The 23,224-nt window shown below is 39.3% G+C and carries 20 protein-coding genes; 3 read left to right on the top strand and 17 right to left on the bottom strand.

Features of this window, described 5'->3' with window-relative positions; genetic code table 11:
* Positions 1 to 8: 8 nt before the first annotated feature.
* The gene (locus DK207_RS11625; RefSeq protein ID WP_109441321.1) at positions 9 to 1,247 is read right to left on the bottom strand and encodes an NADH:flavin oxidoreductase/NADH oxidase family protein; all 1,239 of its coding nucleotides are present in this window, start codon (positions 1,245 to 1,247) and stop codon (positions 9 to 11) included.
* Between the two features lie 198 nt (positions 1,248 to 1,445).
* A complete protein-coding gene (locus tag DK207_RS11620) occupies positions 1,446 to 2,279 on the bottom strand; it encodes an alpha/beta fold hydrolase (RefSeq protein ID WP_109441320.1) in 834 nt (277 codons plus the stop codon).
* Positions 2,280 to 2,690: 411 nt separating this feature from the next.
* Between DK207_RS11620 and DK207_RS11615 the strand changes: the two genes are divergently transcribed.
* On the top strand, positions 2,691 to 4,136 hold the full coding sequence (locus tag DK207_RS11615; protein ID WP_109441319.1) for a coniferyl aldehyde dehydrogenase: 1,446 nt from the start codon (positions 2,691 to 2,693) through the stop codon (positions 4,134 to 4,136).
* An 84-nt stretch (positions 4,137 to 4,220) separates the two neighbouring features.
* Positions 4,221 to 5,207 (top strand): NAD(P)H-quinone oxidoreductase, encoded by a 987-nt coding sequence (locus DK207_RS11610; RefSeq protein ID WP_109441318.1) that lies wholly within the window; start codon positions 4,221 to 4,223, stop codon positions 5,205 to 5,207.
* Positions 5,208 to 5,281: 74 nt separating this feature from the next.
* Here the strand turns inward: DK207_RS11610 and DK207_RS11605 are convergent, their stop codons facing one another.
* From DK207_RS11605 to DK207_RS11550, 12 genes are all read right to left on the bottom strand, one after another.
* The gene (locus tag DK207_RS11605) at positions 5,282 to 5,617 is read right to left on the bottom strand and encodes a DUF3325 domain-containing protein (protein ID WP_109441317.1); all 336 of its coding nucleotides are present in this window, start codon (positions 5,615 to 5,617) and stop codon (positions 5,282 to 5,284) included.
* Positions 5,614 to 7,308 carry a PepSY-associated TM helix domain-containing protein gene (locus tag DK207_RS11600; RefSeq protein ID WP_109441316.1) on the bottom strand — a complete coding sequence of 565 codons (1,695 nt, stop codon included), beginning with the start codon at positions 7,306 to 7,308 and terminating at the stop codon, positions 5,614 to 5,616. The genes DK207_RS11605 and DK207_RS11600 overlap by 4 nt, the downstream gene beginning before the upstream one ends.
* Before the next feature lie 4 nt (positions 7,309 to 7,312).
* Positions 7,313 to 7,660: an iron transporter gene (locus tag DK207_RS11595; RefSeq protein ID WP_109441315.1), complete on the bottom strand. Its 348-nt coding sequence runs from the start codon at positions 7,658 to 7,660 to the stop codon at positions 7,313 to 7,315.
* 180 nt (positions 7,661 to 7,840) lie between these two features.
* Entirely contained in the window at positions 7,841 to 8,266 is a 426-nt protein-coding gene (locus DK207_RS11590; protein WP_109441314.1) for a YbaN family protein, read from the bottom strand.
* 111 nt (positions 8,267 to 8,377) lie between these two features.
* Complete coding sequence (locus DK207_RS11585) at positions 8,378 to 8,974, bottom strand: biliverdin-producing heme oxygenase (RefSeq protein WP_109441313.1); 597 nt, start codon at positions 8,972 to 8,974, stop codon at positions 8,378 to 8,380.
* Positions 8,975 to 9,008: 34 nt separating this feature from the next.
* A complete protein-coding gene (locus DK207_RS11580; protein WP_109441312.1) occupies positions 9,009 to 9,923 on the bottom strand; it encodes an energy transducer TonB in 915 nt (304 codons plus the stop codon).
* Positions 9,924 to 9,932: 9 nt separating this feature from the next.
* The gene (locus DK207_RS11575; protein ID WP_109441311.1) at positions 9,933 to 11,420 is read right to left on the bottom strand and encodes a surface lipoprotein assembly modifier; all 1,488 of its coding nucleotides are present in this window, start codon (positions 11,418 to 11,420) and stop codon (positions 9,933 to 9,935) included.
* Between the two features lie 82 nt (positions 11,421 to 11,502).
* Complete coding sequence (locus DK207_RS11570) at positions 11,503 to 12,294, bottom strand: Slam-dependent surface lipoprotein (protein WP_109441310.1); 792 nt, start codon at positions 12,292 to 12,294, stop codon at positions 11,503 to 11,505.
* A gap of 188 nt (positions 12,295 to 12,482) precedes the next feature.
* Positions 12,483 to 15,656, bottom strand: a complete 3,174-nt coding sequence (locus DK207_RS11565; RefSeq protein ID WP_109441309.1) for a TonB-dependent receptor — start codon at positions 15,654 to 15,656, stop codon at positions 12,483 to 12,485.
* Positions 15,657 to 15,784: 128 nt separating this feature from the next.
* Positions 15,785 to 16,792 (bottom strand): FecR family protein, encoded by a 1,008-nt coding sequence (locus DK207_RS11560; protein WP_109441308.1) that lies wholly within the window; start codon positions 16,790 to 16,792, stop codon positions 15,785 to 15,787.
* Positions 16,793 to 17,314 carry a sigma-70 family RNA polymerase sigma factor gene (locus DK207_RS11555; protein WP_162540228.1) on the bottom strand — a complete coding sequence of 174 codons (522 nt, stop codon included), beginning with the start codon at positions 17,312 to 17,314 and terminating at the stop codon, positions 16,793 to 16,795. It lies immediately after the preceding gene.
* A 100-nt stretch (positions 17,315 to 17,414) separates the two neighbouring features.
* Positions 17,415 to 17,894: an Lrp/AsnC family transcriptional regulator gene (locus tag DK207_RS11550; protein ID WP_109441307.1), complete on the bottom strand. Its 480-nt coding sequence runs from the start codon at positions 17,892 to 17,894 to the stop codon at positions 17,415 to 17,417.
* A 130-nt stretch (positions 17,895 to 18,024) separates the two neighbouring features.
* Between DK207_RS11550 and DK207_RS11545 the strand changes: the two genes are divergently transcribed.
* Positions 18,025 to 18,663, top strand: a complete 639-nt coding sequence (locus DK207_RS11545; RefSeq protein WP_109441306.1) for a LysE family translocator — start codon at positions 18,025 to 18,027, stop codon at positions 18,661 to 18,663.
* 75 nt (positions 18,664 to 18,738) lie between these two features.
* Here DK207_RS11545 and DK207_RS11540 read toward each other — a convergent pair whose 3' ends face one another.
* From DK207_RS11540 to DK207_RS11530, 3 genes are all read right to left on the bottom strand, one after another.
* A complete protein-coding gene (locus DK207_RS11540) occupies positions 18,739 to 19,569 on the bottom strand; it encodes an SDR family NAD(P)-dependent oxidoreductase (protein WP_109441305.1) in 831 nt (276 codons plus the stop codon).
* Positions 19,570 to 19,584: 15 nt separating this feature from the next.
* Positions 19,585 to 20,658, bottom strand: coding sequence for an amidohydrolase family protein (locus DK207_RS11535; protein WP_109441304.1), 1,074 nt, complete (start codon positions 20,656 to 20,658; stop codon positions 19,585 to 19,587).
* 340 nt (positions 20,659 to 20,998) lie between these two features.
* Positions 20,999 to 23,203, bottom strand: coding sequence for an OsmC domain/YcaO domain-containing protein (locus DK207_RS11530; protein ID WP_109441303.1), 2,205 nt, complete (start codon positions 23,201 to 23,203; stop codon positions 20,999 to 21,001).
* Positions 23,204 to 23,224 lie beyond the last annotated feature (21 nt).

The raw sequence follows: 23,224 nt of genomic DNA, 5'->3' as shown, positions 1-23,224 counted from the left end.
CTCGATATTTAAGATGAAAATGCATAGTCACGCATACGGTTTTTATATTGACGAGTACGGCGTGTCATCGCGGCTTGTTGAAGTATTAACGCCCATAAAGGAGAGACTTTCGGATTTGGTCTTTTACCAAGACTTAATTTGCGTAATTGAAATTTGACTGTCGCCATATTCGCAAGGGAAGCTAAGGTTTTATTGTCCCAAGTAATTGGTTTTAACTCAGGTGAAACGTTTCGTCCTTGTTGCCATTCATTTGGTAAGTTTGGATCAATCGCCAATGCTGTCGCAATCCCCACCATATCTACACCACTTTCAATTACTTTTTCAGCGACTTGTTTACGACGTATTCCTCCTGTCACCATGACAGGCATGTTGGCAACTTTACGAATCTCTTGAGCAAATTCTAAGAAGTATGCTTCACGCGCTAATGTACGACCATCACGTGATTGACCTTGCATCGCTGGTGCTTCATAACTACCACCAGACAGTTCTACCAAATCGACAGCTAATTCATTCAACATGCGAACGACTTGCTGTGCATCCTCAGCGCTAAAACCGCCACGTTGAAAATCAGCAGAGTTGAGTTTCACAGCGACTGTAAATGTTGTTGAAACTACTGCGCGTACTGCTTTGACAATCTCAATTAAGATTCGTGCTCGATTTTCTAGCGAACCTCCCCATTGGTCTTGGCGTTGATTGCTAAGTGGGGAAAGGAATTGACTTAATAAATAGCCATGTGCCGCATGGATTTCTACACCCGTAAATCCTGCTTGCTCACCTAAACGCGCAGTATTCGCAAAACGTTGGATGACTTCATGGATCATGTCTTGAGTCATTTCAATCGGAACACTAAAACGATCAGACATTTTTCCTAGATCAAGTCCTATAGCAGAGGGTGCCCATGTTTCCTGTCCCAAATTTGATTGCATTTGACGACCAGGGTGATTGATCTGCAGCCAAACTTGCGCACCTTGAGATCGGCCTATTTGAGCCCAACGTTTGAAAATATCTAAAAACTTATCATTTTCCAGAACCACACCACCCGGCCCTGTCATGGCACGACGATCAACCATAACATTACCTGTGATAATGAGTCCTACTCCACCATTTGCCCATGCTTGATATAAACGCATCAGTTCTTCAGATGGTGCATGATTTAAATCAGCCATGTTTTCTTCCATTGCTGCTTTGGCAATGCGGTTTTGAATTTGGGAGCCATTTGGTAAAACTAATTTCTCAAACACTTTCATTTCGGTGTCCTCTTTTCAGTATGGTTATACTTTAAGATTAAAGCCAACTTTAATGTCAATAGTTTTTCTCAATTTCTTAATACAATTTTCTAAACAATGATTAATTAAAGGTTTAATTGCACTTTCATTTTTTATTTATAAAAAAATAGAGGCTGTATCTGCCTCTATTTTTTAACATAGATATGATTAATGTAATACTTAAGACTCACGGATAAATGCTAATAAATCAGGATTAATGACATCTGCATTTACCGTCAGCATTCCATGTGAAAAACCCTTATAAGTTTTTAACGTTCCATTCTGCACGAGTTTGGCAGATAAAGCCCCAGAGTTTTCGTAAGGTACCACTTGGTCATCATCACCATGCATAACTAATACTGGCACTGAGATCTTTTTTAGATCCTCGGTAAAGTCAGTCTGAGAAAATGCGACAATCCCATCATAATGTGCTTTGGCTCCACCCATCATGCCTTGACGCCACCAATTCCAAATAATAGGTTCAGATGGCTCAACACCATCACGGTTGAACCCATAAAATGGTCCCGCTGGTAGGTTGTAATAAAACTCAGCACGATTTTTAAAGAGCTGATTTTGTAGATCATCAAATACTTCTTTTGGAAGTCCTTCAGGATTATTTTCAGTTTTTACCATAATGGGTGGAACTGCGCTAACCAATACCGCTTTTGCTACATTCTCTTCACCATGACGTGCAATATAATGTGCAACTTCACCACCGCCAGTGGAATGACCAATATGAATAGCTTTTTTTAAACCTAGATGTTGTACTACTGCCGCAACATCATCAGCATAATGATCCATATCGTGACCATCCCATACTTGACTAGAACGACCATGTCCTCGACGATCATGGGCCACCACACGGAACCCCTCATTTAAAAAGAATAGTAATTGTGCGTCCCAGTCATCAGAACTAAGTGGCCATCCATGATGGAAAAATAAGACTTGAGCATCTTTAGGCCCCCAGTCTTTATAAAAAATCTCAACACCATCTTTTGTTGTAACGTATGCCATTGTTTGTTTCTCCTGTGCAAAATTTACACATTTCGATTGCTAATGTATGTTCTAATCAATGTCAGTAAATTGGATAAATATGGCACTATCTCTTCAGATAGTTACTCCATACTAAGATTAAAGTTCACCTCAAGGTCAATGCTTTCAGTCAGCTTTTGATTGCAAAAATGTAAGTTTAAAAATTGAATTTTATTTAATCGGTCTGTTGATTGTTGAATAGAAAAAGATTTATTTATTCCCCCATATTTCCTATCAAATTTTACTTACACATTTCCTACAGCTCTTCAAATTATTTTCTAACTTTTGATTTATTATAGTTGACATTGAAGTTAGCTTTAATCTTATAGTCATCTTAACGAGTTCCACATCCATGTAGACATTAATCGTTGTCTTCATATCGTGAGGTGAAAAATGAATGCTTTAAATAAAACCCATCCAACTGAAAATTTGAATAAAATTTTGGATCAACAACGCCAAGCCTTTCTCCAATCAGAGCCACCAACTTTGTTTCAAAGAAAAGCTAATTTAAAAAGATTACGTGATGCAGTGCTTGCACATCGCACAGAATTGCAGACTGCCGTAAGTGAAGATTTTGGACATCGTTCACATCATGAAACGGATGTGATGGAGTTGGTGGGTATCATTCAATCTATAGATTACCTGACTAAAAACTTAGGTCGTTTTATGAAAGCTGAACGTCGCCATGTCAGTTTATTTTATCGTTCTGCAACTGCCCGTGTGGAATATCAACCCAAAGGTGTCATTGGTGTCATGGCACCGTGGAATTATCCTATATCATTAACATTGATCCCATTGGCTACTGCTTTAGCTGCTGGAAATCGAGCCATGTTAAAACCATCAGAATTAACACCTCGCACCAGTGATGTCATTTATCGAATGTTGGCAAATACATTTCCAATAGATGAGGTTGCAGTTGTTCTTGGAGGGCCTGAAATTGGTGCGGAATTTAGTGCCTTACCCTTTGATCATCTTTTATTTACAGGCAGTACACCTGTTGGTCGTAAAGTCATGAAAGCCGCAAGTGATAATCTTGTGCCGCTTACGCTTGAGTTAGGTGGGAAAAGTCCTGTGATTGTCGCTAAAGGTCATGTTAATCCAAGAACTTTGAGGAGCATCACTTATGGAAAATTGTCTAATGCGGGGCAAACTTGTGTTGCACCAGATTACGCTTTGATACATGAAGATGATCTAGAAGCATTTATTAATGAATACGATGAAACAGTTAAAAAATTCTATCCAAATGGTCCTGATACCGTGGATTACACGTCCATTGTAAATGAACGTCATTACAGCCGTTTACAAAATCTGATTAACGATGCTGAGAAAAATGGCGCACGTATTATTCAGGTAGGTATGAATCCTGAATCTGCAATTAATCGACCACGTACACTAACCCCAACGCTTGTTATTGGTGCAAAAGATGATGATGCCATTATGCGAGAAGAAATATTCGGTCCAATTCTTCCTGTTCGTACATATCGAAGTGTTGATGAAGTGATTAACTATATTAATGCGAGAGATAAACCTTTAGCACTTTACTATTTTGGTGAAAAAGATGCAGATTGCAAAAAAATACTACGTCGTACTACATCAGGTAATGTAGGCATTAACAATACCCTTATTCATGTTGCTCAAGATGACCTTCCATTTGGCGGAGTAGGTCCAAGTGGCATGGGTGCTTATCATGGAATTGAGGGCTTTCGCTCTATGAGTCATGCCAAAGGCATATTTGATCAAGGTCGGTGGAACTTTCCAAGTTTACTGCATGCGCCTTTTGGTAAGTTTATAGCGTTTGCTTTAGCGATCACATTAGGTAAGAAAACGTCTCCGCATTAATTTTATTTAAAACGGGATTGGAAATTGAAAATCCTGTTTCCAACAATTAACTGATTTAAAACTATGATAAGGAAAAAGACATTTATGAAATGTATTACATTTGACGGTGCAGGCGGTCCTGAAGTTATTAAAGTAAGTGAACGTCCTATTCCTGAGCTAAACGATGATGGCGTCTTAATTGAAGTAGTTGCTGCTGGCATTAACGGCCCTGATGTAATGCAACGACAAGGTTTATATGCTCCGCCTCCAGGTGTGACAGACATACCTGGATTAGAAGTTTCAGGTGTGGTTAAAGAAGTAGGTGCATCTGTTCATAAATTCAAAGTTGGTGATGAAGTATGTGCTTTGGTACAAGGCGGTGGTTATGCTGAATATGTGGTTGCACATCAAGATAATGTTTTGTTTATTCCTGAAGGTTTAACCTTAATAGAAGGTGGAATTCTGCTTGAAACATTTATGACAGTTTGGTCTCACCTATTTCAACATGCAAAATTTAGAGAAAACAGTTCTATTCTGATTCATGGCGGTACTTCAGGCATTGGAACCACCGCAACCATGCTGACGCGAGCCTTTGGCGCGACTCAAATTTTTACAACAGTTTCTAGCGCTGCACACCAACAATCAAGTTTAGAAATTGGTGCGGATGTTGCCATTAATTATAAGGAACAAGATTTTGTTGAAGAAGTTAAAAAGCATACCAATGGTCAAGGTGTAGACTTTGTCTTAGATATTATTGCAGGCGATTATATTCAGAAAAACTATGAAGTTGCAGCGATGAATGGCACGATTTTACAAGTTGGTGTCTTGAAAGGGCTTGCAGAGAAAATCAACATTTTCCCAATGTTGGCAAAACGTCTTACACATACTGGCGCAACGTTACGTTCTCAATCTGCTACAGCCAAAGCTGAAGTTATGGCTGCCCTTCAGGAAAAAGTTTGGCCCTTAATTTCAAAAGGACAACTCAAACCGATACTTTATCAATCCTTTGATCTTGAAAATGCCCGTCAGGCTCATGAGTTATTACAGCAAGGAAAACATGTTGGAAAATTGGTTCTAATTGTTAAAAAGTGATGATCTAAATTCGGTTTCAAAGCGTTAAGCGTTTGGCTCTTAACGCTTTGTTTATGAAAATGCAGAATTACATGCTATAGCAGGTGTATAAACAACAAAATCAAAAATAGCACTGCGACCACAGCATTTGCTTTCAAGATCTTTTTAGGCGTATAGCTTAATAACAATCCAACCGCCAAAGCGGCAAAACTGACACAGCCTAGCCATTCTGACAAACCAATTGAGATGCCTTTAAAATATGCGGCGAGTCCCGCAGATATAATCAGCAAGCTCCAACCTACAATTTGAAATAAACGACATTTTCGTTGACTGACTTGATCTGAGAAAATATCACGTTGGTGCTTCGCCATCGCACAAGCCAGACTCGACAACCCAACCACACATACACACCATAGTAGCAAAGCTGTCATTCTACTGACTCCTGTGCAGTCGTATTTCTAGGCTGTGTTTTTTTCTTGATCGGTAAACCTTGATAACGTTTTAGCTTGTAGTAAGCATAAATAAAGATCAGTCCTAAAGTAATCGAAACCAGATCAAAGCTTGCAATCATCCATTGACCCAAATAAATACTTTTCCAGAGTGGCAAACCTCCTGTGAAAACATTGAGTATTGGAATCAATAAAAACATGACCGCAGCCAAAGCAAGTTGTTCCAACCATGCAGGACGATGCTGGCGAATCGCGGCATGGGCTAAACACAACAACCAAGTGATAAAAAATACCTTAATTTCAATTGGGGAACGTTCAACAATTTGAGCTGGAATCAGTCGATTGGCAAAGAAGTATGAAGCACAAGCAATTGGTAATCCTGTAATCGCTGCAATATTTAAAACTTCAACCACACGATGTCCAACAGGTTTGTAGCCCAACTTTTGGACATCAGGTACGCGTTTAACCACCCATAGAATAAGTCCAGATGCGATCATCATCGTACCTAACACGCCTGATAAAAATAACAACCAACGTAAAACCGAATCTACGCCATGTGCCATATGAAGCCATGTCACTAAGGTATAGATTGCTTTTGGAGTCGAATTGACAGGCTTCGCCTCATCTATTTCTTGACCAGTTACCGCATTAAATTTTAATGATGGGATACTTTCTCGATCCATTAAAGTTGTGGTACGTGTAGCGGTATATTGTATTTCGGCTTCTACAGTATTGGGTTTATTGACCCTGATCGAAGATATAGGATTGTTTAACCAACTATGTTGAACAGATTGTGTCAGCGCAGTTAACTCAACCATTTTCGCAGCCTCAACAGGCTGATTATCTTGTCCTGATTCAACACGACCACCACCACGACTTCCTCGTCCTGTCAGCACCCCTTTTTGTTTTTGTTCTTCCAGTAAACGGGCTTGTTCAGGTGTTTGAGCAACAGGTTGATTGAGAATCTGATAGAAACTTCGCACATCACCGTAATGTGTATTCATCGCCCAAGGCATAAACAAATGCATCAGCAGCAATAAACCACTAAAAGTAATCATGAAGTGAAAAGGTAAAGCGAAAACCGCCGTCGCATTGTGTGCATCCAACCACGAACGTTGCCCTTTGGCAGGTCGGAAAGTAAAGAAATCTTTGAAAATCTTTTTATGCGTGATAATCCCGCTAATAATAGCGACAAACATTAACAGTGTTGCGATACCGACAATCCAGCGTCCCCAAATACGCGGCATGCCATATAGCTCAAAATGGAACCGATAGAGAAAAGCTCCACCTCTGGTTTCTCTCGCTTTGATTTCTTGACCTGTTTGAGTGTCTAAGTAAATCTCTCCACCACGTCGTCGCTCCTCACCAGCTTGACGGATATTCAGCATAATGGCGGGTTGTCTTTCATTGGCAAAACGAATATTCCAACTCTCAGCATTTTGACCTTTCTGATGCAAATATGCCAAGGCATGGCTAAGTTGTTGTTGCTGTGAAACTGTATTCACAGATTGGTGTAGCTCTGGTTTCATCCAAACGGTAATTTCATTTTGGAAGAAGCTCAACGTTCCAGTTAAAAATACTGCATATAACAACCAACCTAGCAGTAAACTCGCCCAAGTATGCAGCCAAGACATCGATTGGCGTGGTCCTTCATTTTTACCATCAACACGCATGATGTCACCCTTGTAACAATAAATAGATCAGGGTCATCAATACACTCGGCAGTACCACTGAGAGCCAGACTTTAAGCGTTGAGTTGACCATAAAAACCCAAATGAACAAAGCACAATGAATGATAAAAGCCAGCATGGTGACGCTTAAAACAGTATTTGCTTTTAATGGTTCAGTTGGAAATAAAAATACAATTAGCATCGCTGCAATAGCTGCAAAGTAATAACCACCAAAAATTGCCAATACAAAGCGAGATAAGACCATCAGACGATATTTAATTAAAGCTGATCGTTGAATATTTTTTTTGGAAACGGTCTTAGTGGCGACAAAGGGAACTGATGCTTCAATAGTCATAACGATACCAATAGTGGTGAGGACTATTTGAGATCATCCCCACCTTAATCTATTATTAAAAAAGTGCTTGGAGGATACACAAAACCAATAAAAATAACAATAATGATAATTATTATCATAAATATATGGTTCAATTTTATGCATTTAGTCCCACAATCCTGTATAGATAGATCGAATTAACTATTTGCTCCACATCCAAATCAGAACTGCAGCCATACAGGCAATGAGCGGATATACCACCCAAGGATGTGGAATCGTCCAGATCATAAGACCTGCAGCGACACTCATACTCACAGTTGACATATATTTCGCTTTTTTAGGTATGCGACGATTTTCCCTCCATTCTTTTATGATCGGACCGACAAAGCGATGATTTAATAGCCATTGATGAAGCTTTTCTGATCCCCTCGCCGCAAAGAAGACTGCCAATAAAATAAAATCGACAGTTGGTAAACCGGGAATAAAAATCCCGAGTACGCCTAATGCAATGCATAACCAAGCGAGACATATAAATAACATGCGCCACCAAATCGAACGTGCGACTTTATTTTCTGGTGATGGTGCGGAGGTTAGTTCCATATTTAACTTATTCTCTGTGTGATCCATATGTTTCATACTCAGTTAGGCATAGTTTGATGAGTTAAGTGCTTTGAGAATTTTCTAATCTTTGCTGTGTATTTCCCCAATCTGGATAAATAAAAATTGCTTCTCAATGATTTAGTGCTTTTGATCCAATCTGTTAAGTGCATCACCAAAATAACCAAAAGCATCTAAAGCCCCTTGGATCACACGGTCTTGTTGAGATTGATCAAAGCCTGCTTCATCTAAAGCCTGTACAAAGCGTTTCCATACTTTGGCACGTCCTTCTGGATAGGCAGCAAGATTTCGAGCAGCAAAAGTTTCAGAAAAACCTAAATACTTTTGTGCTTCTTTAAATAAAAATGCTGCGCCTAAAGTTGAGCCTTCCGAAACGTAGATCCAACCTAGTGCTTCAGGTAATTCGACATTTTTACTTTGTAATGGTTCGCCTTTGGGTTGTAGCCCCAAGTCTTGCAAATCTGCCAGTGCCTGTTGAGAACGTCCACGCATGTCTAAATCCGGGATGAGTTCCGCCACGCCTTGCTTTTCGAAAAGATGTTCAATCTCTTTCTGAAAGTAGTATTGTGACAAGGTGAATTGTGTATATCGCTCTTTACTCGAAAATACCGCTGCTTCAGCCATCAATTTATGCATACGCTCATGTTCAGTTGCGGTTTCTTGCCTTAAACGTTGTGACAATTGATTGGTAATCATTTGTTCTGTTGCTGCATTCATTTTCTTTCTCCTAAAAATAGATAGCATGGGTGGTTTAACGATTCCGACTGAGTTTAAGTTGGACTGGGAAGTCCACGACCACGGCCACTGCTCGACCGTTCACTTGATAAGATTTAAATTTTGATTTAAGTGCAGCTTGTATGACACGTTGATCCAAGCTGCTAATGCCTGAGCTTTTTTGTAATTGAATATCTGTCGCCTGACCGTTTTCATTAATACGAATACGAAGTTCAACCGTGCGATCTTGTTGTTTTAGTTCACGATCCTCATAGCTTAGTTTTGCAAAACTCAACACATCTACACGACTCACTTGTAATGGTTCATTTGGGGCGACTTGACTATCTGGAGCACGTGCAAGTTCCTGTTCTGTCGCGGGTGTCGTCACTCCACCAGCGTTGGAATGGTTCTCTCCTTGTTGTTGAGATGCACTTGGACCTTGCTTCGTTGTGAGCTGTTGTTCAATCTGTTTTGTTTTTAAGGTCAGATCTTTATTGAGGGTTGGCTCTGAATCTATAGACACCTGAGTTGAGGTAGCTTGCTCATTTTTATGATTATGTTTTGGCTGGCTATCTGATATCACACGATCAGCATGTGTGCTGCTGAGTGTGCGAGTATTTTCCGCGGGTTTAAACGATACAGTTGCATTTGAACTCTCTGATGCGCTTAGGTTTTGCTTCTCTGACTTGCTTGAAATGTTACTTTGTTCAGATGAACGTAGTGATGGTTGTTCTGCACTGGACAATGAAACAAAATGCACTTTCAATGCATTCACTTTAGGTGCGCTATCCAATCTATACGGTTCTATCAAATGGCTGAGCAACCACAATGCTGCGATATGCAAAAGCATGACTGTACATCCAACGCCCCATTTCCCAAGATGAAGAAATGCCAAATCAGAAGAGCGGGAAAATTGTTGTTTGTAATTTGGAGATAGATTTTTTAATTTCATCAGCCTCTCCTAGAAACGGTGTTCGAATTTCAGGCTGACATTGTGCTTGTCATAGGTGTACAACCAATCCACATTGCTATCATTATGGTTATAGCGATACGTTAAATTCGGTGTTACACCATGAAATTTGTAGCGTGGCATTTGCACAACAAAAGTATAATTTTGTTCAAAATCATGTCGTCTTGCTTCATAAACCTTTGCATATTGATCAAACTGTCGCCAACGATAAGAACTTAATAATGTTGTATTAATTCCAATATTCCATGGTTTGCTTATACCCAGACGAATTCCTTGTTGCTGGTAAGCCGCGATATATTGTTCTTGAGTCGAACGATCGAGGACATCCAGTCCACCAAAGAATGTCCATTGTTGTGGCAAAATTTTCCAAAAAGTCGCCAGCACCGAACGTTCTTGCCCATTAAGTGTTTTATAAGTGTGGTAATCAAAGTCTTTAATTTCTGCTTCAAGTTTGAGTGCTTTATCCCCTGAAATAAATCGCATCCATTCAATCCGTCCGCCCCAAGCGTCGTATAAACCTTCGTTACCGTAACGTCTGTGTTCAAATAGTGGACTGAAATTAATTTGGTTTTTTAAATTGTAATAGCTATAACCTACATTAACGTTGAGGGTGGATTCATTATAATTGCTTTGGTTATCGTAAGACTGGCCATAAGCTAGAGCACGTAGTGCAACGCCATGATTTTCTTTAATGGAAAAGCGTTTGATCAGGCTAGCGTCATAATCTAGACCATTTGCTGAAACTGCTTTTGGGCTTCCTCTGGTAATTTTAGCTGGGATAATGTTGCCATCTTTATCCATGCCATACAGCGTCCAAGTTTTACTTTGTTCTGATGAACTATTTAGATTACTCGCATAAGTAGGACCTATAGCAATAGAACCTTGCCATGCATCTCGTTGAGCAAGCGCTTTGACGAAAAGCTGAACCGTTTTTTGTACTTCAGGTGGAATGACACTGTGATCACTTTGTTTTAATTTATTTTGAATCGTTATAAAAAGGTGTGCTGCCTCTTTGTTCTTCTGTTGTTCAAACAGCACACGCGCTAACTCGAGTTCACAAATCAGATTGTTCGGTTGTTTATTTAAACTGCTTTGGAATTTTTGTTCAGCCAGTTTTAGTTGTCCCTGAGCACGTGCCAATGCACCTTCAGCGAAATCAGTTAAAGCCTGATCATACTCAGGATAGCTTTGATAATGCGTCAAATAAATTTGAACATTTACCCATTGTTTTTGCATAACCGCTAGATATAGCGCTTTGGCTAGATCATCTTGGTTCTTCTCTACGACATAGACTTTTCCATTGATTTGGAGTTCAGGTAGTTTTTCAATGCTCCGAATCGTACCTTGTGCTTGAAGTGAACGCTGTTGCTGGAATAACTGCTGATCGAGGCTTTGATTTAGGCGAAGTTGAGTCTCATCATCTGCATAGAGTGATGTATTTGCCCATAAAGCCAAGCAACACAGCAATGTTCGTTTCATATCAACCGCAAACCAGAAAGTAAAATCATCAACACATAAAAAAACAAAAGGAACCTACAGATGTAGATCCCTTTCGCTACGATTAGTTTTTCGCACCGCCAAATGCAGTGTTATAAGATGCGTTATTAAACTCGGCGATACCGGCTAAAGCCGCAGCATTTGCACCAAAGAAATGTCCTTGAACAATACCTGAATTATTTAACCCCGCTGTACCATTGGCACTTGCTGCGCCCGCAAACTCAGCAGTACCTGGATTAAATGTCACACCATTCAATGTTAAGTTTGAAACCGCTGTACCTGTTCCATTTAAAGAACCTTCAAGTGTGCCCGTACCAAAATTCGCAGTGAAATTACCAGTTAACAGATTCGTCGCAGATCCATTAATACCTGCAACGGTATAAGTTGCAGTACCTGCTGTTGGTACGGTGGTATTGCTATTGTCACCCGCATAATAGACCGTATGACTCGCACTCGCTGCTGTATCACCAGCCTTCCACCACTCACCAAAATAGACTTCCTGCGTACCCACCTGACCAAAATTAAAATTACCCAAAGCACTATGTGAAGGTGGCATAGCCGATACAGGAATGTGAGAAATATTAAAGGTCTTGGTACCCACAGTAACATTGGTATTGCTGGTACCTTGTGCAGCAAATGCTTGTGCCAAGCCTTTTAAAGAACTAAAACCTGTAAATGCGTTGTAGGGTGCTCCTGCAGCTTCTACAGATACTGCCGCTGCACCGCCTGGATGGTTAGCATTTGCTGCCGCACCAATTCTAATGTTTGCCTCATTGCTAGAAGCACCATCAATAGCTGCATGTGAAAATACAGCAGAACATGCGATCAAACCGATGAATAGTTGAGAGAATTTCATTTATTGTTACTCCATTTATTTGAAGATAAGTTATTGTTTCAATAAGGATAACGTTATCGCTATCATGTCGTTGTATGAGCAGTTGAATCTATAAAACTGCTTTTTAGTTATGTAAATAATAATCATTCAAATCTATTATTTACGCCTATCTAATTCCAACTCACCAAAAGCAGGAATTAAATTCTGAGTTAAAACTTAGTGGTCCAACTGATTTTAAGAATGCGACCAGGTGCGGCCATCGCACTCCGAGTAAGCGGATCAATATAAAATTGGTTTGAAAGATTATTTCCTACAAACTCAACGGTGTTGTAGGTATCTACTTGATAGCGTGCATAAGCATCAAAAATCCATGTATCGTCCCACGCCAAAGGAACATTGAGGTAGTAACCTTTATTGACGCTATCATCATTATTTTTACGCAGTGGGCTTTCATAACCTTTATAGAAAGTTGCACGTGCCCCAAGTTCAAGCGCTTCATCAAAAAAACGTGCGCCGAATAATGCATGTGCACTGAGTTCTGGCGTAGACATTGTCACCAGATAACCATTGGGAAAGCCATCATCGACGCAGCGTTGGTAAGCATCACGGAATTGAATGCCATGATCTGTTTGTACAGTGCCACTATTGATCATCCTGTCAATCGCACTATTGCTATCACAGACTTCATTTTTGAGGTTATAAGCCAAACTTAAATCTGTGAAGAAAGCACCACTGTCAAAACGGCTTTGCAGTTCTAGACCTGAAAGTTTTTGCTCATCCATGTTGGTAAAAATCAGATTTTGATTTCTTTCAATCACGTTCTTGGTCTTGTTGTAGTAATACGCCAGTTTAAAATCAGCATTGCGTGCTGAACTGAACCAGTCACGCATATCATAGACATAACCCACTTCATAGTTAAAAACATGTTCTGGTTTGACGGTTTGATAAGGCATCATTGCTGAAAAACCGACAGTGCTTTCAAATAAACTCGGCAAACGATATTCCTCAGCATAACGTGCATAGAGTCGGTTATTTTCAGTCAATTGAATGGCAGCACTTAACTGAGGTGCCCAACCGCTATCTTTAACTTTGTTTACAGATTCAATGGGAACTTGTTCAATTACAGCGGGCTTAAAGCCATTTCCGATTACTACATATTTCTGATCTAAAGCGTTCAGTTGATCCAAAATGTTGTCAGCCAAAGCCAAATGACCATTTGGATCTGCTTTCCATGTCAACGTATTGATTTGTGACCAAATTCGGCTATATAAATTTGTCTCTGATGCAGGTACAGTCTCTAAGCGACCATCCCAATCAGGATTGCTCGTTGCATAGCGTTGCGATAGTAGGTTGATCATGCGCTGCTGCTGAGCATCATAATTTCCAGGCATGGTTCGATATTCAAAACTATATTCTTTGAGTCTATTTTTCTTGGTAAATAATGGATTGAGCGTAGGATCAACCCCATCACGGATTGATTTGTTTAAGAAGTCATCAAAAGCCCAATAAGAACGGTAACGCATACCCGCATCGAAGCTTAACCAAGACAATGGACGATAATTAAAATTAAAATCAAATGTTTTCTCTTCTCTACGGCCTGCACGAGGTAAGGCTTGGTATAAAGAATAGCTTGAGCCATGATCACCATAGACATCATCAGATGTCAGTTTTTCTTTTAAGAAGCTTCCACCCAGCGTCAAATCGAGTTGATCAGTTAAATGTGCTTTATTGCTCACGGTAATGCCCTTACGGGTATTATCTGAATGACTGATAGCGGTATTAATAATTTTGTTATCACGAAAGTCTATCGTGGTTGGCCAACCGCCACGAGTATAAGTCTGGCTTTCAGTATCGGTTTGCCAAACATTGGCATATAAATCAACCCACTGATTGTGCTCAGGTTTAAATTTGTATTCCAAACTGTATGCTTTTGAACGGACATCACTGAGCGGCCATTGAGGTACACCCAAATCAGGCGTTATTCCCCATTGAATGCGCGATGGCATGATTTCGCCAAATTTATTTTTAGTATCGCGATAAGTAAGTTTGAATGTTTGGAAATCTGTAGGTCGATATGTTCCTTTGAAAAGCCAAGATTCCATCTTGCTAGATGTATTTGGAACTTCATCACCTGGTTTATAGGCATGTGCAAAGTATGGAATAAAATCGAAATTGTCATTATTAGGTTCAGCACGTTTGTAATAACCAGCACCGTGCGTACCAGAAAAATAGTTACCACGTTCCCGAACAGCATAAACAGCCAATAAATCGAATTGATCTTGTTTCATTGCCAGTGCAAGTCGACCGGCTAAATCATCGCCAGAGAAATTAGAGTTATCTTTTCGAGTTCTATTTTTCTTGTAAATATCAGGATCATATCGTGCACGATCTATTTCAATCCATGGTGTTGTCTCACTATAATCTCGACCAACCTTACTCATGTCGGGTAGCGATGGATCTATTGAGTTCGTTGAGCCTTCTACTTTTAATTCAGCAGCAAAGGTTTTTCCTGCGCGAACAATATCATCAGCTTCAAGTGTTTTAACCAGCACCCCACCGCCAACAGATGTTGTGGCATTACGTTCTAGTGAAGGTCCTTTGATGACCTCGATCCCAGCGATCAAGTTCGGATCAATATAATTCCGATTGTTAACACCGTTATACCCTCGCCAAACAGCGATCGATTGCTCTGTTCCATCAATGGTTAATGGTACTCTACCGACACCTTGCACACCGCGAACACTTGGATCAAGTGCGCCGCTATTCCGCGCATCACCACTATACACCCCGACCATACCTTGTAATATATCAGCGGGATTCGTACCTTTAAAACGCTCTACATATTCTTTACCTGCATACACTGAAGAATGATTTGCGTCATAAACTTTGTTATAGCCTTGTGTATCACGATCTTCTTGACCGTAGACAACGATAGGAGCTAAACGAGCTGAGGCTTCGTTCATTGAATCGCGCTGATCACTCATAGGTGAAACTAAAGCAGCTTGATTGACCGTTAATGGTGGTGCTTTTTTTGTGAGTGTATAGCCTTGCCCAACTTTCACAGCATAAAATTCTGTGTTCATGAGAATATGTTGAAAGCCTTGCTCTATGGAGTAACTTCCTTTTAGGCCAGTACTATTTTTGCCTTTTAACTGTTGTGCATCGATTGCAAGCGAAGTGCCCGATTGCTCAGCAAATTGATTTAACACATTGGCCAATGTACCTGCTGAAATATTATAAGATTTGGCATTTGTCGTTGCTGCATACGCAGAATGTAACGGTAAGGCTATACTCCCGATTCCCACGGTATAGATTGCAAGTGCAAGCTTTGATAGTCGAAACAGACTTTTTCTCTGTTGCTGGCTATTTCCCAAGTTTTCCATTACACACCCCAGTAAATAGAAATAAGAATCATTCAATACAAATAATTAAAATAATCCAAATTTATTGCTTCTATTTACTATGACGAACAAGTAAGAAAAAAGTGGAACCAAAAAATTAAAAATTTATGCTAAGTCTTCACAAAAATCACATAAGGCGTAATTTGATATATTTTTAATTGAGGAAAAACTACGCCGAGTAGTTTAAGTGCATCTTGTGTTTGGTCTAGTGGTAATACAGCATTGACTTGTATATTACTTAGTGCTGAATCATTAAAAATGATTTTTCCTTTGTAGTTCTGATCCAAGGCTTTCAGCACTTGATTAAGTGGTAGATCTTCAACCATCAACTGATGTTTATTCCACTTTTGCTGCTCATTATAGCGATTTAGTGCTGAAATTGGCGTTAAACCATTTTGATCTATTCCAATTGCTTGCCCTGCTTCAACTATTGTTTGATTGGCTTTATTTACAGACGTGGTCTTGAATGGTTTGGCTCGCACTTGAACTTTTGAATGCAGCATTTTTAATTCTGTTATCTCTGGTTGATAAGCAACACTAAAAGCTGTTCCGAGTGCCTGTATTTGTCCATGAGAGGTTCGGACAATAAAAGGTCGCTGCTGGTCTTTGGCAACATCAACAAATATTTCTCCTTGCACCAGCTCAACCACTCTTTGGTCAGACTTAAAATCAATATTGACAGCACTTTTACCGCGAAGAATGATTTGTGAACCATCTTGTAATGTTTGAGTGGTCCACTGGCTAGAATTACTGCGAATATCCGCAGTGATATAACCTAATGATGTAGTTGATAAATAAAGTGTACCAATACCTAAAGTACATAGAAGGATCGCAAATGCTGTACCCGTTCGAATGTTTTTATAAACCTTTCCTGATCCCAGCCCAGCTTTGAGTGCCGATTTTGCAATTTTTTTATGGTGATTATGAGATAATTTGTGAATCGAACCGAGACAGCGTTCAATATCATTTGCAATTTTTTGATGTTGCTGACTATTTTCTTTCCATTGTTTGAATTGCACTTCTGCATTACGACGAGTCACCTCATCATCCGCGCTTAATTGCACAATCCACTGTGCCGCCTCTTCAACCAATTGTTGGTTATTATGATTGTTTGTCATTTACATCAATGCATCCCTATCCATTCGGTTTTGATAGCACTGTACTAAACAATTGGCTAAATATTTTTGGATCATCTTGGTTGAAACCCCAATTCGTTCAGCCGCTTCCCTATGCGTATAACCCTCTAAATAATGCAAGATAAAAGCCTGTTGTGCTTTTTCAGAAACCGCTTCTAACGCTTTACATAATTGATGGATCGCCTGAATGATTTGCACCTGTTCTTCTGGAGATACAACCGCATCAAGCATGTATTCCATTTCACTCAAACCATCAAGATACGCTTGTTCAATTCTTTTACGTCTTACTTGATCGATCAATAAATTTTTGGCAATCGAAGTCAAATAAGCTTTTGGTTCTTTGACGCCCAGTAGCTCATCACGTGTCTGCAAGATTTTAATAAATGTATCATGGACTAGATCAGCAGCTTGCTCAGAACTTCCTATTTTCTTTCGCAGCCAATGATGAAGCCACCCGCTATGGTTTCTGTATAATTCATCAACGAGTATCGGGTTTTTGTTCACAATCATTGACTCAAAAACAAAGTGTTTATAAATGATAATAATTATCATTTATAAAATCAAGAAAGAATAAGAATAAAGTTTTCTAAACTTTAAGCGGCTCTTATTTCTGAGCTTTTACTGGAAAACATAAAAAAGGCTTTATTTCCTTTAGCACAAACATACTTTGCATTTCTTTGATTCCGGGCAATCTTCGAATGGTCGTCATTGAAAATTCAGCATAGGTATCGAGATCTGGTGATACGACTTGCAACAAAAAGTCAGCATCACCGCCAATGCTATAACATGCAACGACATAATCTAAAGCAGTGACTTCTTCTTCAAATTTCTTTGCCTCTCTTTCGCTATGACTATCAATCGATACACGGACAAACACCATCACACCTAAGCCAAGTTTTTTGCGATCAAGTAAAACGCCGTATCCTTTGATGACTTTGGTGTCTTCTAAATGTTTGACTCTTCGCCAACAGGGCGAGGTTGAAAGACCTAACTGTTCTGATAAGTCAGCATTTGTGGTTCTTGAGTCCTTTTGCAACAACTCTAAAATTCTTGCATCAGTTTTATCAATTTTCAAACTAGGCATAACATTTCTATTAAAGTTAAATATAGGGTTATTTATACCCTATTTTTGATATTTACTAGAACATATAGATCAAATTTACCTATGTATTTATTAAAAAATAGAGATCCGATTTCATTTGGTTTTAATTGACATGGAACATCTCACACAAACAATGACCTATGTTTTAACTTTAGGATTAGCTGCAATCCTCCCTAGACCAGGCATGACTGGTCTTATGTTTAAGACTTTAGTACAGGGATATAAAAATGGACTGATGATGCTGTGTGGTCTCATCACAGGAGATCTCACTTTTTTATTGATTTCAATTTTTCTTTTTTCTTCTTTTCATCATTTCAGTCCACATTTGGTTTTTTATTTGATACTACTATCAAGTTCGTACCTGCTTTACTTAGCTTATAAGTTTTGGTTTTTTAAAGGTAATCTTTTGGAAAATGAAGCACCTGAAAATCTCAAAAACACGCTTTTTTCCTATAAAGATGGGCTGTTAATTACTTTGAGTAATCCTAAAACCATTTCATTTTATCTTGCGATTGTACCTGCTATCTTCGGCGCGCAGTCATTGCAAAAGCAAAGCTGGTTTCTTGTGTCTATTACCATCTTCACGCTTGCCATCATTGGCGGACTTTATGTCTTTTTTTCGTGGAATCTAAAGAAAGTTCTCAATGATATAAAAGTACAAACCATTTTATTAAGAACGCTGTCTGTCATGATGGCTATGTTGGCTTTGGGAATGTTTTATAGAGAATTTAACATTCAATATTTAGCATAATCTATTGATTCACAAAGCCCTAAATGACATCTTACTTTAGAGCTTTGTGAATCAAATAGAGGATGAACTCAAATCTTACTTTTTCTTTTTGGTGAATAAATTCAATGCTTGCGCATAATGTGATGGTGCTACACGCTGAATTAGATCTAGGATTTTGGCATCATTGCCAATTAAAACTCGGCGCTGATCTTTTTTGACCGCATTCAAAATCACTTTTGCTGCTTCTTCTGGTGGGGTTTTGAGTACCTTGTTAAAAGCTTTACTTGCTTTTGCGGGATTCAATCCTAAAGCACGAATACTGTCACTCATACGTGCACTATTTGCGATATTGGTCCGAATACCACCTGGATGCACACAAGTTGCACTTACGCCGTTGGCTTGTAAGTCAAGCTCTTGACGAAGCGATTCGGTAAATCCACGTACAGCAAACTTAGTCGCATTGTATGCACTTTGCGTAGGTTGGGCAGTCAAACCAAATAGACTAGAGATATTGATGATGTGCCCTTCACCACTTTGTTTTAAATAAGGTAAAAATGCTTTGGTACCATGTACAACACCCCAAAAATTAATATCAAATACCCATTCCATTTCCTCATAACTCATTCCTTCAACCGTGCTTGCCAGTGCCACACCTGCATTATTAAAAATGAGGTTAATTTTTCCATGTTCTTGGGCGGTATTTGCAGCCCATTGCTCTACAGCAGTGCGATCAACCACATTTAAGGTGCTAAGCGTGACTTTAACTGGATAGGATTTAACAAGATCAAATGTTTCAGCTAAGCCTTCCTGATTCACATCGCTCAAAGCTAAATGTGTACCTTGCTTTGCCAATAAAATAGCAAGTTGTTGTCCGATTCCAGAACCGGCACCTGTAATTGCAGCGACTTTTTGGTTAAAACTTTGCATAAGATGACTCTTTATTTAGTTGATATTAAACTGATAAAAATTGATTGCGTTTTGTCTGAAGATTGCTTGCAAAGCTTCTGAACCATAAGGCTCAATCATTTTGATGTAAGCCTGTATCAGATCATTTAAACGTGCGTTAGGTTTATCCATTGGATAGTTTGAAGCGAACATGATTCGATCTGTACCAAAGACATGGATCGCATGCTGTATTAGCGGAGTTAATCGGTGAACCATTTCAGCAACAGTTGCCGTCCGATTTTCTTTATAAAATGTATGCCCCAATACGGGCATCATAAGCCCTGATATTTTTGCATGCACATTCGGCTGTTCTGCTAAAGTGCTCAGATCGTTTTGCCATTGCTTAAATATCGCATCACGTTGATCTGCTGTTTTTCCAGTCTTCTTCCCTACTGCACCAAATAATCCAACGGGTGTTGCAAGATGATCCACGACAATCCGTGTTTCTGGAAATTGCTTGGCCAAGGCGGTGATTTCATTTAATTGAGTTGAATAGCCCCACGCGTCGAAGGACAAATCCATTTTGGCGAGTTGCTCAAATCCCTTTAAAAATTTTTTAGACTGATATAAATGAGGTGTTTTAGACCATCGATAGATGCCATCATCCTCATGCCAAGAAGACATCTTGCGAATTCCTCTAAACAAAGGACTCGCATCACGATGAGCTTTTAGAATATCTGCGAATTTCCGGCGACGTGGGTCTGCCGTTGCTACAATTGCAGCAAGTTTTAAATCATAAGTTGCAAAATCGAACTGGCTTAGCCATCTCGTTTCTTCAACGACGCCAAACCCTTTATGGTGATGCCAGTTGGCTTCGACATGGACGACACTTTCAACTCGTATGCCATCTAAATCTTGATGATAATCCAGAGGTAAATATGGGTTTAATACATGTTGCGTTTGCCCCAGAGTGTCCAACAAGGCTTTAGATTTTACTAAACGAAGAATCTTATCCATAAGAAATGGATATTTCCCCAATGTCTTAACCAATAAAGCAGCTGAATGCGGAGTATGGTAAGGATCCCATTGGTGTATGTGCGGATCAATAATAGAAAAATCGAGCTGTTTCATTGTTCTACTCTTTAGTGTTGTAATATCTTTTTTTTGAAAATTAATTTTTCATAACAGTTCAGAAACTCTGTTGAAATCTTATAGAACCGATAAGCTATTTATATAGGTTCTCATTGGTCGCTCCGTACCTAATTCTATTCCCTTGATTTCAATAGCCTACAAAAAATCTAAATATGCATGAAATGATTTTTTATAATCTTAAATTATGAATGCTATTCATAATAAAATATAATTTCAATTTATTTGTCTGATTTTAATAAAAAAATACACTTAACTATCCACGATATAGGCGTTTTTAGTCAAGTGTATTCAGTATGAATTTAAAAACTCATGCTGTTAATTATTTATTTAAACCGACTGCTTTTGCACGAGCAGCATGCAACTTCTTGTAGCTTTCGATCAAGCGTAAATGACGATCCAAACCTTCGAGTTTCATACTGGTTGGTGTTAAACCATAAAAACGAACAGTACCTTCAACTGAACCCACGACAGCATCCATACGTTCATCACCAAACATACGACGGAAGTTCTTTTCGTAATCTTCCAACTCCATCTCGTCATCAAGAATAACTTCCAACACGACGTTCATACATTGATAGAACAAACCACGTTCTACAGTGTTGGTGTTGTATTGGAGGAATTGCTCAACTAAATCTTTGGCTTCTTCAAATTGCTTCAAAGCAACATAAATAAGGAGCTTTAATTCAAGCAGTGTCAATTGTCCCCAAACCGTATTGTCATCAAACTCAATGCCAATTAAGGTTGTGATTTCAGTATAATCGTCAAGTTCACATTCTTCTAAACGCTCAACCAGCGCTTCAAGACGCTCATTATCTAAACGATGAATATTTAGAATATCTTCACGGAATGCCAATGCTTTATTGGTATTGTCCCAAATCAAATCTTCAACTAAATAAATCTCAGAATAATCTGGTACGAGGATACGACAAGCTGTAGCACCTAAATGTTCATAGACAGCCATGTAGACTTCTTTGCCCATTTCTTCAAGAATGCCAAACAATTCAGCAGCTTCATCCGCATTCGAGTTTTCACCATCATTGGTGAAATCCCATTCTACAAAATCATAATCAGATTTAGCGCTGAAGAAACGCCAAGAGACTAAGCCACTTGAATCAATAAAGTGTTCCACAAAATTATTCGGTTCGGTCACTGCTTCACTTTGGAAGGTTGGTTGAGGTAAGTCATTCAAACCTTCAAAACTACGACCTTGCAATAACTCAGTTAAACTACGTTCTAAAGCCACTTCAAAACTTGGATGTGCCCCAAATGAGGCAAACACACCGCCTGTACGTGGGTTCATCAAAGTGACACACATCACAGGGAATTGACCGCCCAAAGAAGCATCTTTAACCAATACTGGAAAACCTTGTTCTTCTAAGCCTTGGATACCTGCAACAATACTTGGATACTTTGCCAAAACGTCTTCAGGAACATCAGGTAGTGCAATTTCACCTTCAATAATTTCACGTTTTACAGCACGTTCAAAAATTTCAGATAAACACTGAACTTGGGCTTCTTCTAATGTATTGCCTGCACTCATCCCATTACTGAGATATAAGTTTTCAATCAAGTTCGATGGAAAATAAACAGTTTCACCATCAGATTGGCGAACAAAAGGAAGTGAACAAATCCCACGTTCGATATTGCCTGAGTTAGTATCGTATAAATGTGTACCTAATAACTCTTTTTCAGGGTCGTAAATCTCAAGACAATATTCATCCAAGATTTCTTTTGGTAATTCGCCATTTGGCCCTGGTTTAAACCATTTCTCGTCTGGGTAATGCACAAACGCTGCGTTGGCAATTTCTTCTCCCCAAAATTGATCGTTATAGAAGAAATTACAATTAAGACGTTCAATAAACTCGCCCAATGCAGATGCTAATGCGCTTTCTTTGGTTGAGCCTTTACCATTGGTAAAACACATCGGTGACTGCGCATCACGGATATGCAGCGACCAAACATTCGGTACGATATTGCGCCATGATGCAATTTCGATCTTCATGCCTAAACCAGCCAAGATCGCGGACATATTGGCAATAGTTTCTTCTAAAGGTAAATCTTTACCTTGAATATAAGTGGTATTTTCAGATGCAAGATTTGGCATCAATAAGGCTTGAGCATCCGCATCGATACTTTCTACTTCTTCAATGACAAACTCAGGACCCGTTTGAATGACTTTCTTAACGGTACAACGGTCAATTGATCGCAAGATCCCCTGACGATCTTTTTCAGAAATATCAGCTGGGAGTTCAACCTGAATTTTAAAAATCTGTTTATAGCGGTTTTCTGGATCAACAATGTTGTTTTGCGATAAACGAATATTATCAGTCGGGATATCACGCGCGGCACAGTAAACTTTTACAAAATAAGCAGCACACAGTGCTGATGATGCCAAGAAATAATCAAATGGACCCGGTGCCGAACCATCTCCTTTGTAGCGAATCGGTTGGTCGGCGATTACCGTAAAGTCATCGAATTTGGCTTCTTGTCGAAGGTTGTCGAGGTAATTAACCTTGATTTCCATGCTGGCACCTAAGTTAGTCTG

This window comes from Acinetobacter haemolyticus, from assembly GCF_900406815.1.
Lineage (GTDB): Bacteria > Pseudomonadota > Gammaproteobacteria > Pseudomonadales > Moraxellaceae > Acinetobacter > Acinetobacter haemolyticus_A.
This window is presented reverse-complemented; position numbering and strand designations above follow the sequence as displayed.